This is a genomic window from Micromonospora sp. WMMD734 (assembly GCF_049178975.1).
Taxonomy (GTDB): domain Bacteria; phylum Actinomycetota; class Actinomycetes; order Mycobacteriales; family Micromonosporaceae; genus Micromonospora; species Micromonospora wenchangensis.
The window spans coordinates 3,168,167-3,180,261 of the sequence record NZ_JBMHMK010000001.1; the positions used below are offsets into that span (position 1 = coordinate 3,168,167).

Below are 12,095 nucleotides of genomic sequence, written 5' to 3' on the forward strand. Positions count from 1 at the left end.
CTCAGGCCCCGGCGTTGGCGCGCTCCGCCAGCCCGCGCAGGCGACGGACCGCCTCGGCCGGGTCGTCCGCGCCGTATACCGCGGTGCCGGCGACGAAGGCGTCCGCGCCGGCCGCCGCGGCCTGCTCGATGGTGTCGGCGGCGATCCCGCCGTCGACCTCGATGCGCAGTTCCAGGTGGCCGCTGTCGACGTGCCGGCGGGCCGCCCGCACCTTGTCCAGCAGCTGCGGGATGAACCGTTGCCCGCCGAAGCCGGCCTTGATCGTCATGATCAGCAGGGTGTCGAAGCTGGGCAGCAGGTCGAGGTAGGGCTCGATCGGGGTGTCCCGGTCGATGGCCAGCCCGGCCCTGGCCCCGGCCGAGCGGAGGTCCTTGGCCAGGGCGACCGGGTCGTCGCACGCCTCGGCGTGGAAGGTGACGTTGTACGCGCCGGCGTCGGCGTAACCGGGGGCCCACCGCCGTGGGTCGGTGATCATCAGATGCACGTCGAACGGGAGCCGGGTCACCGCCCGCAGGCTCTGCACCACCGGCAGGCCGATGGTCAGGTTCGGCACGAAGTGGTTGTCCATCACGTCGACGTGCAGCCAGTCCGCGGCGTCCTCGACGGCGCGGACTTCATCGGCGAGGCGGGCGAAATCGGCGGCGAGGATGCTGGGCGCGATGATCGACGGCGGTACGGTCACAGGGCAAGTGTACGAACGCGGCCATCCGCCGCGGACAGCACGGCACCATGAGCGACGCCCTGTGACCCAGGCGTGACCCGTGGTGCAACTTCGGCTCCTTTCACCGGGAGTCGGGGACGAAGAGCCGGTGCGGACTGGCCGAACGGCCCGCAAGAGGCAACACTCCATCAGGGACGGTCACGTATGATGCTCGCCCGGCGGCGGGCACGCCGGGCGGGGGCACGGCGACGGGCCGTCAATCCCCGGAAAGGGCGGACGATGCGACGGTGGCTCGTGGCGCTGGCGCTGGCCGGCACGGTGACGGTGGCGCTCAGCGGCTGCGTGCCGCAGCACGGCGCCGACGGCGACCTGCTCGACGACTGGCCGGTGCTGCCGGTCGCCCAGGCGTTCGTGCCCGCCACGGACGCCTGCCTGCCCCGGATCACCCCGGTCGTGCAGGCCGGCACCTACGAGACGGTGGACTGCGCGCGCAGCCACCTGGCCGAGACCATCCACGTCGGCACGTTCACCGGCGCGGTCACCCGGGGTGAACGGCCCGAACCGGGCTCCACCGCGTTGCGTCCCGCCCGTACCGAGTGCGACCAGCGGGCCCGCGACGTCCTCGGTGGCGACTGGCACTCGGCCCGGCTGACGATGAACATCGCGCTGCCGGCCAACTCGGCGTGGAACAGCGGCGCCCGCTGGTTCCGGTGCGATCTCAGCGAGACCGACAGCATCGACAACACCCGACCGGTCAACCGGGTCGGCAGCCTGCGCGGGGCGATGATCGGCGACAATCCGCTCAGCCACCGCTGTTTCGATCCCAAACTGATCGGCAACAATCTCAACTACATGGCCCCGGTGCTCTGCACCGAGCCGCACCGCGCCGAGTTCGTCGGCGTCTACCTGGAACGCAGCGACCTGAGCTGGGCCGACTTCGGTCGCGCCAACCAGCGGGTGCACCGGCGGTGCATGGCGTTGATCGCCGGCTTCGCCGAGGTGCCCAACAACAACGAGCTGCCGTACCGGGCCGGGTCGATCTTCTATCCGCCGTCGCAGCGGGAGTGGGAGGAGGGCGACCGGGGCATCCGCTGCTTCCTGTGGAGCGACGACCGGAAGCTGACCCGCTCGATGCGCGGTGCCGGCCCCAAGGGCCTACCCACGATCTGACCCCCGCCCCGTCCCTCCTCGCCGTCCCACCTCGCCGTCCCGCCTGCTCCCGTTGATCAAGAGGTTTGCGTCAACGATCCGTCGGCGGATGACGCAAACCTCTTGATCACCGAGGGCGGGCGGGACAGGGGGTGAGGGTCAGGTGCGGCGGAGGAGGGCCAGGAACATGGCGTCGGTGCCGTGCCGGTGCGGCCAGAGCTGGACGGTGGGGCCGTCGCCCAGGCCTGGCATGCCCGGCGGCAGGGCCGTGCGGGCGTCGACGAAATCCGCCGGTACCCCGGCGCGCCGGGCCGCCTCGGTGACCGTCACGTGCGTCTCCACCGTGTGCGGGGAACAGGTCACGTAGGCGACCAGACCACCCGGGCGGGTCGCCCGCAGCGCGGCGGTGAGCAGTTCCCGCTGCAACCGGGTCAACGGCGGCAGGTCCGACGGCTGCCGCCGCCAGCGCGACTCCGGGCGGCGGCGCAGCGACCCCAGCCCGGTGCACGGGGCGTCGACCAGCACCCGGTCGAAATGCCCCTCCGGCAGCTTCGGATCGGACCCGACCGTCCGGCCGTCGGTGTTCAGCACGGCCACCGGCAACCCCCGGGTGGCCTGCTCGACCAGCCGGGCCCGGTGCTCCGAGACCTCCACCGCAGTCAGCCGGGCACCCCGCTGCGCGGCGAGCGCGCCGAGCAGGCCGGCCTTGCCACCGGGGCCCGCGCACAGGTCCAGCCAGCGGCCGTCGTGACCCTCCAACGGGGCCGTGGCCAGCGCGTTCGCCACCAGCTGGGAACCCTCGTCCTGCACGTGCGCCCGACCGTCGGCCAGCGCCGGCAGATCCCCGGGCGCGCCACCGGGCAGGTAGACCGCGTACGGCGAGAACGCGCCCGGCGCGCCACCGACCTCGTCGGCCAGCTCGGCCGGATCGAGGAGGCCCGGACGGGCGCACAGGTGCACCGGCGGGCGCTCGTTGTCCTCGATCAGCAGCCGGGTCACCTCGCCCAGGTCACCGCCGAGGGCGTCGGCGAAGGCCCGCACGATCCACTGCGGGTGGCTGTAGGTCACGGCCAGGTGGCCGATCGGGTCGGCGGCCATGGTCGGGGCGAGCTTGGCCGTCCACGCGTCGACGTCCTGGCCGGCCACCTCGCGCAGCACCGCGTTGGCGAAGCCGGTGGCCCCCTCCCCCACCGCGCGGACCAGGTCGACCGTGGAGGACACCGCGGCGTGCGCCGGAACCCGGGTGTGCAGCAGCTGGTAGGCGCCGAGCCGCAACGCGTCGCGGACCGGCGGGTCGATCCGGGCGACGTCCCGACCGGCCGCAGCGGTGAGGATCGTGTCGAGGGTGCCGAGCTGCCGCAGGGTGCCGTAGGTCAGCTCGGTGGCGAAGGCGGCGTCCCGACCGGCCAGCCCCTGCTCGCGCAGGATCGCCGGCAGCACCAGATTGGCGTACGCGTCGTCGCGGTGCACCGCCGCGACCGCCTGGTAGGCGGCGTACCGGGGCAGGTCCACGGCCGGGCGGACCGGGCGGCCGGGTCGCCCGCCGCGCCGGTCGGCCCCGGCCCGGTCGCCCCAGCTGCCGGTGCGGGCGGGGCGGTCACCCCGGGTGCCGCCGGACGGCCGCCGGTCGTCGCCGGCCGGACGGTCGGGGCGTGCGGTCGGCCCGGTCACGCGAGTTCCTCCCCGGCGGCGACCCGGACGCCGCGCGCCCAGTCGGTCGCCGGCATGGCCTTCTTGCCCGCCGCGCGCACCTCACCGAGCTGCACCGGCACCGTCGCCGTGCCGGCCAGCACGCGGGACTTCTCCACCAACAGTTCTCCAGGTTTCAGGGTGGGGCCGTTACCGACCGGGGTCACCGGGCCGAGCTTGACCCGGTCGCCGCGGAACGTCGTCCACGGACCGGGCGCGGGGGTGCAGGCACGCACCCGCCGGTCGACGGCGAACGCGGGGTCACCCCACCGCACCCGGGCGTCGTCCACGGTCAGTTTCGGGGCCAGCGAGACCCCGTCGGCGGGCTGCGGTTCGGCCCGCGCGGTGCCCGCCGCGATCGCGTCCAGGACGGCGACCAGCAGCCCGGCACCGGAGTGGGCGAGCCGTTCCAGCAGGTCGCCGGAGGTGTCGGTGGGGCGGATCTCGTCGGTGAGCGTGCCGTAGACCGGGCCGGTGTCCAGCCCCTGCTCCAGCTGGAAGACGCTGGCCCCGGTCAGCTCGTCGCCGTGCAGCACCGCGTGCTGCACGGGTGCCGCGCCCCGCCAGGCGGGCAGCAGCGAGAAGTGCAGGTTGATCCAGCCGTGCCGGGGGATCTCCAGCGCCGCCGGGGGCACCAGCGCGCCGTAGGCGACCACCGGCACACAGTCGGGGGCCAGCTCCCGGAGCCGGTCGAGGAACTCGGGCTCCCGGGGGCGGGCCGGGGTGAGCACCTCGACGCCGTGCTCGTCGGCCCAGACGCCGACCGGGGACCGCGACACGCCCCGGCCCCGGCCGGCGGGCGCGTCGGGACGGGTCACCACGGCCACCAGTTCGTGCCCGGAGGCGTGCACGGCGGCCAGGGCGGGGACGGCGACCGCCGGGGTGCCGGCGAAGACCAGCCGCATGCCGGCGGTCACCGGCCCAGACCGAAGGGGTTGCCGGCGGCGTGCGGGCTGACCTTGACCGTCGGCGGGGCGGCCTCGTCGTACCAGTCGGCCTGGCGGATCGCCTTCATCGCCTCCTTGCGCCCGGCCGGGTCGAGCCGGTCGAGGAAGAGCACCCCGTCGAGGTGGTCGGTCTCGTGCTGGACGCAGCGGGCCATCAGCCCGGTGCCGACGATCTGCATCGGGTCGCCGTAGCCGTTGAAGCCCTTGGCGATCACGTTCTGCCGGCGCTTGGTGTCGAAGTAGAGCCCGGGGATGGACAGACAGCCCTCCGGGCCGTCCTGCTCCTCGGTGTCGGGGAACTCCAGCACCGGGTTGACCAGGTGACCGAGCACGTCGTCCACCTCGAAGGTGAAGACCCGCAGACCCACGCCGATCTGGGGGGCGGCCAGCCCGGCACCGCTGCGGTCACGCATCGTTTCGGTGAGGTCGGCGACGAGCCTACGCAGCTCGACGTCGAAGTCGACGACCGGATCGGCCGGCGTGCGCAGCACCGGGTCCCCGAACAGACGGATGGGCTGGACGGTCACGCGGGGTGGCTCCTTCGTTGGACGGCGTGGTGCCGTACCAGTCTACGGAGTGCGGCGGGGGCACCGGCCGGCGTACCGCGACGGGTGGTGATCGGGGTGGGACGGCCGGGTCAGCCGCCGGCGCCCGGGTCGCCGGCCAGCACGGCGTCCCCGCCGAGCAGGGCGTGCGCGGGCAGCGGGAGCCGGGTGCCGTGGGCGGCCTCCCAGTCGTGCACGAGGCTGGGGCGCACGTGGGCGGCGAAGTAGTCGACGGCGCTGGTCTGCCCGACGACCGGCTCGTCCACCTCGGCGACGAGCTGCGCGGGCACCAGCGGGAAGCCGTTGCGCAGGGCGGCGCTGAGCCGGCGGTGACCGTCGACGACGAAGAAGTACTCGCCGGTGAAGCCGATCCGCAGCGGGGCGAGGGCCTCGTCGCCGGCCGCCGCCAGCTCCCCGACGAGTCCGGAGCCGTCGAGCCCGCGCAGGGTGGCGACGTCCTCGGTCGGGTAGACCCGGGCCGGGTCGAGCAGCAGCAACGGGGGGGCATCGCGCAGCACGTCGGCGGCGAGCCGGCCCTCGTACGCGTCGATGATGTGCGTGATGACCTCCTCGGCGGAGGCCCGGGTGGTGTCGCAGACCAGGTCGTAGTTGCGCAGCCGGGCCTTGTCGACGCCGTAGCGGAGGATGAACCGGTTGCGCTCGCTGTCGCTGCGTTCGCGCAGCCTGGCCTCCGCCTCGGCCAGCGAGGTGTAGCTCTCGGCCGGGCCGGAGGGGCGCAGCAGCACCCGGCGGGCCGCCTCGGCCGGCTCGGTGATCATGTGCACCTTGAGCGCGTGGGTGAAGAAGTGCCAGGCCAGCCGGGAGTCCATCACCAGCGACTCGCCGGAGGCGGCGATGTCGCGCTGGAGCTGGTCGACGTAGCCGTCGACGGCCTGGTCCAGCTCGGCGTGCAGGTTGAGCTGGAGGGCGGTCATCTGGCGTTCCTGGGCCATCTGCCGGTAGAGGTCGCCGACGCTGACCCGGCGCAGGCCCAGCCGCTTGGCGATCTCGACGGAGACGGTGCTCTTGCCGCTGCCGAGGTCACCGTTGAAGACGATCGACTGACGAACGGTCACGACTGGTCCACCCCTGCTCACCGGCTGATTGACTTCATCGATTTGGCGTCGACCCGACGCGTTCCCGCCTTCGTCGCGCCATTCGTGCGCCCGGGCATGAGGGGCGATGCTATCACGCGTACGCCCGCCGTCCGGCGGACCCGGGGTGCGACGGGAGGCTGGCCGGGCACCCGATGGAACTGACCGGTGACTCAGAACAGGGCGAGCGGGTCGACCTGGAGGCGGACCGGTTCGGCGGCCCGCCGGGCGCTGCGGACCCCGGCGGCGGTGTGCAACGCCCCGGCCAGCGCGGCGGCCCGCGACCGGGGCACCCGGACCAGCATCCGTTCCCGGTCCTCGTCGGCGGGGACCGGACCGAGCACCTCCGCCCCGTCCGGCAGCCGCACCTGCGCGAGCAGGTCGGCCACCGCCTCCGCCGCACCGGTGACGCTGGCCATCTTCACCGCCGGCGGGAAGCCCAACTCCCGCCGCTCGGCCAGCTCCCGGGCGGCGAACCAGCCCGGGTCCCAGCGCAGCAGCGCCTGCACGGGGGCCAGGGCCCCGTCGGCGACCACCACCACCTTGCCACCGGCCGGGGCGGGACGGGCCAACGCCGCCGCGGACAGCCACCGTCGCAGCGCCTCCTCGCCGGCCCGCAGATCGGCCCGGGTGAGCAGGGCCCAGGAGTCCAGCAGCAGTACCGCCCCGTACCCGCCGTCGGCCACCGGTTCCGCGCCCGGGGTGGCGATGACCAGCGCGGCACCGCCCGGCACGGCGGCGAGCACCTCGTCGCGGCCCGAGGTGCGCACCGGCACCCCGGGAAACGCCCGGCCCAGTTCCTCGGCGGTCCGGCGGGCCCCGGTGACGGCCGCCCGCAGCCGCCGCCCGCCGCACTGCGGGCAGGCGTACGCGGCGGTGACCCGGCCACACCAGCGGCAGGCCGGCGGGGCGTCGGCGGCACGCAGCGCCAGCGGGCCGGCGCAGTGCGGGCAGCGGGCCGGGGTGCGGCACTCCGCGCAGGAGACCGAGGGCAGGTAGCCCCGGCGGGGCACCTGGACCAGCACCGGCGCGTCCGCGCGCAGGGTGTCCCGGGCGGTGGTCCAGGCCAGGCTGGGCAGCCGGGCCGTCGCCGCGCCCGGGTCGCGGGCCAGTTGCGGGTCGTCCCCGGTCGGGGCGATCGCCGGGGTACGCGTCCGCAGGGTCGCCCGGTCCGCCACCACCTCGCGGGCCCACCCCGTCTCCACCAGCAGCTGTCCCTCGGCGGTCCGGGTCCAGCCGCCGACCAGCGCGGCGGCGTCGGCGAGCCGGGCCCGGGTGAGCAGCACCTCGCGCGCGTGCGGGTAGGGGGCCCGGGGCTCGGCGTGCAGGTCGTCCCCGTCGTCCCAGATCGCCACCAGACCGAGCCGGTCGACGGGGGCGAACATGGCGGCCCGGGTGCCGATCACCACCGGCACGTCGCCCCGCCGGGCGGCCAGGAAGGCCCGGTAGCGGCGGGCCGGGCCGAGCGCGGCGGAGAGGGTCACGTGCCGGCCGGGGCCGAGCAGGGCGGTCAGCGCCGCGTCGAGCCGGTCGAGGTCCCGGGCGTCGGCCACCACCACGACCGCGCCCCGTCCCCCGACGAGGGTGGCGGCGACCGCGTCGGCGTAGCGGGCCGCCCAGTCCTCCCCGGCCAGCGCCGACCAGACCGCCCGGGGGGCCCGCCCGTCGGCCAACGCCGCCAGGAACGCCGGGCCGGCCGGATAGTCCCGCCAGCCACGCGGATCGACCCCGGCCGCGCCGGGCTGGTCGACGCCGGGCGGCTCGGTGCCGACCGGCACGGCGTCGGCGCGGGGTTCCTTCTCGACCCGGGCGTGCCGGGGCGGGACGGCCAGCCGGAGCACGTCGGCGAGGTTGCCGGCGTACCGGTCGGCGACCGCGCGGGCCAGCCGGGCCACCTCGGGGGCGAGCACCGGCTCCGGCGAGACCACCTTCTCCAGGTAGGCCAGCCGGCCGTCGTGCGCGGAGCTGTCGACCCGCTCCAGCAGCCATCCGTCGACCAGTTGACCGGCGAAGCGGACCTTCACCCGCACCCCGGGGACCGCGTCGTCGGCCAGCCCGGCGGGGACCAGGTAGTCGAAGGGGCGGTCGAGGTGCGGCAGCGCGACGTCGACGCAAACCCGAGCGACCGGCGACCCGTCAGCGGGTCGCCGGTCGCTGGGCGCGGTGCCGGTCAGGCGCCCGCTACCGACTTCAGGTCGGCGGCCCGGTCGGTGCTCTCCCAGGTCAGCTCCGGCAGCTCCCGGCCGAAGTGGCCGTAGGCGGCGGTCTGCTGGTAGATCGGGCGCAGCAGGTCGAGGTCCCGGATGATCGCGGCCGGACGCAGGTCGAAGACCTCACCGACGGCCCGCTCGATCCGCTCGACCGGCACGTTCTCGGTGCCGAAGGTCTCGATGAACAGGCTCACCGGGTGGGCCTTGCCGATCGCGTACGCGACCTGCGCCTCGCAGCGCTCGGCCAGCCCGGCGGCGACCACGTTCTTGGCCACCCACCGCATCGCGTACGCGGCCGAGCGGTCCACCTTGGACGGGTCCTTGCCGGAGAACGCGCCGCCACCGTGCCGCGCGTACCCGCCGTAGGTGTCGACGATGATCTTCCGGCCGGTCAGGCCGGCGTCACCCATCGGACCACCGATCTCGAACCGGCCGGTCGGGTTGACCAGCAGCCGGTAGCCCTCGGTGTCCAGGCCCAGGCTCTCCAGCTCCGGGGCGATGACGTGGTCCCGCACGTCCGGGGTGAGCAGCGAGTCCAGCGAGATGTCCGCGGCGTGCTGGCTGGACACCACGACGGTGTTCAGTCGGACCGGGCGCAGCCCCTCGTACTCGATGGTGACCTGGGTCTTGCCGTCCGGCCGCAGGTAGGGAATCGTCCCGTCCTTGCGCACCGCGGACAGCCGCTGGGCCAGCCGGTGCGCCAGCGCGATCGGCAACGGCATCAGCTCGGGCGTCTCGGAGCAGGCGAAGCCGAACATCATGCCCTGGTCGCCGGCACCCTGGGCGTCCAACGCGCTCTCCGACGCCCCGGTCCGCAGCTCGAAGGCGTTGTCGACGCCCTGGGCGATGTCCGGCGACTGCGCGCCGATGGAGACGCTGACGCCACAGGAAGCGCCGTCGAAGCCCTTCTTCGACGAGTCGTAGCCGATGCCGAGGATCGTCTCGCGGACGATGGTCGGGATGTCGGCGTACGCCTTGGTGGTCACCTCGCCGGCGACGTGGACCTGACCGGTGGTGATCAGGGTCTCGACCGCCACCCGGCTGTGCGGGTCCTGGGTCAGCAGGGCATCGAGGATCCCGTCGCTGATCTGGTCGGCGATCTTGTCCGGGTGGCCTTCCGTGACCGATTCGGACGTGAAGAGGCGGCGTGTCACGGCACTCCTAAGCTCTTTAGATAATCGTTCCGCAGCAGTCTAGTCACCCTCGCGTAGCGCTCACGACCGGGCGAGGCGGCATCCACCGTTCAGGACCGGGCGGGCCACCTGTCACGCACCAGGTCCCAGACCTGGTCGGCCAGGTCCTCCTTGGCCTGCTCGGGTAGGTGGTGCACGCTGCCGTCGGCACCGATGACGGTGGCCGCGTTGGTCTCGGCGCCGAAGACCTTGTCGACGCCGACCTCGTTGACGACGACCAGGTCGGCGCGTTTGCGGGCGAGTTTGGCCCGGCCGTTGGCCTCGGCGTCGCCGGTCTCGGCGGCGAACACCACCAGCACCTGCTCCGGTCGACGGCGACGGCCCAGCTCGGCGGCGATGTCCGGGTTGGTGACCAGCGCGATGGTCGGCGCGCTGCCGTCGTCCGACTTCTTGATCTTGCCGGTGGCGTAGCTGGCCGGACGGAAGTCGGCCGGCGCCGCCGCCATCACCACCGCGTCGGCGGTCTCCGCGGCGGCCAGCGTGGCCACCCGCAGTTCCTCGGTGGTGCCCACCCGGACCAGGTCGACCCCGGCAGGGTCGGGCAGCGACACGTGGGCGGCGACCAGGGTGACCCGGGCGCCCCGGGCGACGGCGGCCCGGGCGAACGCGTAACCCTGCTTGCCGGAGGACCGGTTGCCGAGGAAACGGACCGGGTCGAGGGGTTCCCGGGTGCCGCCGGCGGTGACCACCAGGTGCCGGCCGGCCAGATCGGCGGGGGCGTCGACACCCCGGGCGAGGGCCCGCCGGGCGACCGCGAAGATCTCGGCCGGGTCGGGTAGCCGGCCCTTGCCGCTGTCGGCACCGGTGAGCCGGCCGACGGCGGGCTCGATCACCCGTACCCCCCGGGCCCGCAGGGTGGCCACGTTGGCGACGGTGGCGGGGTGCTCCCACATCTCGGTGTGCATCGCCGGGGCGAGCACCACCGGACAACGGGCGGTGAGCAGGGTGGTGGTGAGCAGGTCGTCGGCGAGGCCGTGGGCGGCCCGGGCGAGCAGGTCGGCCGTGGCCGGCGCGACCACCACCAGGTCGGCCTGCTGGCCGAGCCGCACATGGGGCACCTCGTGCACCGCGGACCAGACGTCGTCGGCGACCGGCTGGCCGGACAGTGCCGCCCAGGTCGGCGCCCCGACGAAGCGGAGCGCCGACGCGGTCGGCACGACGCGGACCCGGTGGCCCGACTCCGTGAACAGCCGCAGCAGCTCGCACGCCTTGTAGGCGGCGATGCCACCGCCGACTCCGAGCACGATCTCGGCGGACATCGGGGGTACGGGGGTTACGGCTGGTCGGTCGGCTCGGCGGTGAGCAGGCCCGCGTTGATCTCGCGCATGGCGATGGAGAGCGGCTTCTCCTGCGGGGTGGTCTCCACGAGCGGGCCGACGTACTCCAGCAGGCCCTCGCCGAGCTGGCTGTAGTAGGCGTTGACCTGACGCGCCCGCTTGGCGGCGAAGATCACCAGCGCGTACTTCGAGGTGGTCTTCTCCAGCAGCTCGTCGATCGGCGGGTTGGTGATGCCCTCGGGGTTGGCGATGGATCCCACGAAATACCTCTGCCTCTGAAGTGTCCGCGCGGACGCGGCTGGTCGCTCGGCCGCGCGGGGCGGCCGGTCGCTCGACCACGTTGCGGTGGCCGGGCGGGAGCCAGATTAGGACGAACCGAGCAAGCCTACCAGCTCAGCGGCGGCGCGCTCGGTGCGGTCGTGGTGGACGGCGCGCGTGGCGCGGGCCGCCAGGACCGGGTCCGGACGGTGTCCGGGCGGCAGCAGCAGCACCAGGCTGCTCTGCGGCAGGGCCGCGTGGACGACGAGCGCCCCGGGCGGGTCCAACGGCAGCAGCACCGGCCGGCCCCGCGTCAGTCGTTCGATCAGCGGGGCGCGCGGCGTGCCCCGGCGGTACGGCCCGGCCCGGGACCACTCCAGCAGCTCGCCCGCGGCGATCATCCGGTCGAACTCGGCCGGCTCCCGGAAGAGCCGGTCGACGCCGTCGGACTCGCCGGTGCGAGGCGCCCGGGTGGTCACCGGGACCGGCACCCACACGGCGGGAGAACGCGCCCGGACCGCCTCGACCACACCGCCCCGGCCGGCACCCGAAGGTCCGGTCAGGACGGTGAGCCGTGCCGCCGGGCACGCCTCCTCATCCGTGCTCACCGCTTGTTTGTACCTGCTGCGGCGGTCAGTTGGCGGCGAACTCTCCAAGCAGCGCCTTGCGCTGCTGCTCGCCCAGGCCACGCAGGCGGCGGCTGTCGGCGATCTTGAGCTTCTCCATGATCTGGGTGGCCCGGATCTTGCCGATACCCGGCATCGCCTGCAGCACGGCCGACACCTTGAGCTTGCCGACGACATCGTCGGACTCGGCCCGCGCAAGGACGGCGGCCAGGGTGGTCTTGCCCTGCTTGAGCTGCTCCTTCAGCTCAGCACGGGCCTTGCGGATCTCCGCGGCCTTTTCCAGCGCGGCAGCGCGCTGCTCGGGGGTCAGTGACGGGAGCGGCACCAGTTCTCCTCAGGTCCCTATCGCGACGGGCGGAACGCACCGCCGCTCTGTGAAACGTGGTGTCGCTGGCAACCAAAGAGGTCCGTGGTTCCCAGCGCGGGGAAAACTAGCGTTCGACGGA

The 12,095-nt window shown here is 74.3% G+C and carries 11 protein-coding genes and 1 pseudogene; 1 reads left to right on the top strand and 11 read right to left on the bottom strand.

Features of this window, described 5'->3' with window-relative positions; all coding sequences use genetic code 11:
- Window position 1 precedes the first annotated feature (1 nt).
- Window positions 2-682 carry a ribulose-phosphate 3-epimerase gene (rpe, locus tag ACN267_RS13440; RefSeq protein WP_204961400.1) on the bottom strand — a complete coding sequence of 227 codons (681 nt, stop codon included), beginning with the start codon at window positions 680-682 and terminating at the stop codon, window positions 2-4.
- Between the two features lie 258 nt (window positions 683-940).
- Between rpe and ACN267_RS13445 the strand changes: the two genes are divergently transcribed.
- Window positions 941-1,831, top strand: a complete 891-nt coding sequence (locus tag ACN267_RS13445) for a septum formation family protein (protein WP_204961399.1) — start codon at window positions 941-943, stop codon at window positions 1,829-1,831.
- Between the two features lie 138 nt (window positions 1,832-1,969).
- On the opposite strand, the gene ACN267_RS13450 is transcribed toward ACN267_RS13445, so the two are convergent.
- The 10 genes and pseudogenes from ACN267_RS13450 to mihF form a co-directional block, all read right to left on the bottom strand.
- Window positions 1,970-3,481 carry an RsmB/NOP family class I SAM-dependent RNA methyltransferase gene (locus tag ACN267_RS13450; protein WP_421488824.1) on the bottom strand — a complete coding sequence of 504 codons (1,512 nt, stop codon included), beginning with the start codon at window positions 3,479-3,481 and terminating at the stop codon, window positions 1,970-1,972.
- Window positions 3,478-4,404: a methionyl-tRNA formyltransferase gene (gene fmt, locus ACN267_RS13455; protein WP_281903118.1), complete on the bottom strand. Its 927-nt coding sequence runs from the start codon at window positions 4,402-4,404 to the stop codon at window positions 3,478-3,480. The genes ACN267_RS13450 and fmt overlap by 4 nt, the downstream gene beginning before the upstream one ends.
- A gap of 8 nt (window positions 4,405-4,412) precedes the next feature.
- Entirely contained in the window at window positions 4,413-4,973 is a 561-nt protein-coding gene (def, locus tag ACN267_RS13460; RefSeq protein WP_281898858.1) for a peptide deformylase, read from the bottom strand.
- Window positions 4,974-5,083: 110 nt separating this feature from the next.
- Complete coding sequence (locus ACN267_RS13465; RefSeq protein ID WP_421488825.1) at window positions 5,084-6,067, bottom strand: AAA family ATPase; 984 nt, start codon at window positions 6,065-6,067, stop codon at window positions 5,084-5,086.
- 191 nt (window positions 6,068-6,258) lie between these two features.
- The gene (locus tag ACN267_RS13470; RefSeq protein ID WP_421490419.1) at window positions 6,259-8,184 is read right to left on the bottom strand and encodes a primosomal protein N'; all 1,926 of its coding nucleotides are present in this window, start codon (window positions 8,182-8,184) and stop codon (window positions 6,259-6,261) included.
- Between the two features lie 71 nt (window positions 8,185-8,255).
- A complete protein-coding gene (gene metK, locus ACN267_RS13475; RefSeq protein ID WP_204961395.1) occupies window positions 8,256-9,449 on the bottom strand; it encodes a methionine adenosyltransferase in 1,194 nt (397 codons plus the stop codon).
- Window positions 9,450-9,538: 89 nt separating this feature from the next.
- Window positions 9,539-10,747, bottom strand: a complete 1,209-nt coding sequence (gene coaBC, locus ACN267_RS13480; RefSeq protein WP_281898862.1) for a bifunctional phosphopantothenoylcysteine decarboxylase/phosphopantothenate--cysteine ligase CoaBC — start codon at window positions 10,745-10,747, stop codon at window positions 9,539-9,541.
- Window positions 10,748-10,761: 14 nt separating this feature from the next.
- Window positions 10,762-11,025 carry a DNA-directed RNA polymerase subunit omega gene (rpoZ, locus tag ACN267_RS13485; protein WP_007075826.1) on the bottom strand — a complete coding sequence of 88 codons (264 nt, stop codon included), beginning with the start codon at window positions 11,023-11,025 and terminating at the stop codon, window positions 10,762-10,764.
- Window positions 11,026-11,099: 74 nt separating this feature from the next.
- A pseudogene (locus tag ACN267_RS13490) lies at window positions 11,100-11,631 on the bottom strand (guanylate kinase); the annotation flags it as partial.
- 25 nt (window positions 11,632-11,656) lie between these two features.
- Window positions 11,657-11,974 (bottom strand): integration host factor, actinobacterial type, encoded by a 318-nt coding sequence (mihF, locus tag ACN267_RS13495; protein WP_067309448.1) that lies wholly within the window; start codon window positions 11,972-11,974, stop codon window positions 11,657-11,659.
- Between the last annotated feature and the right edge of the window lie 121 nt (window positions 11,975-12,095).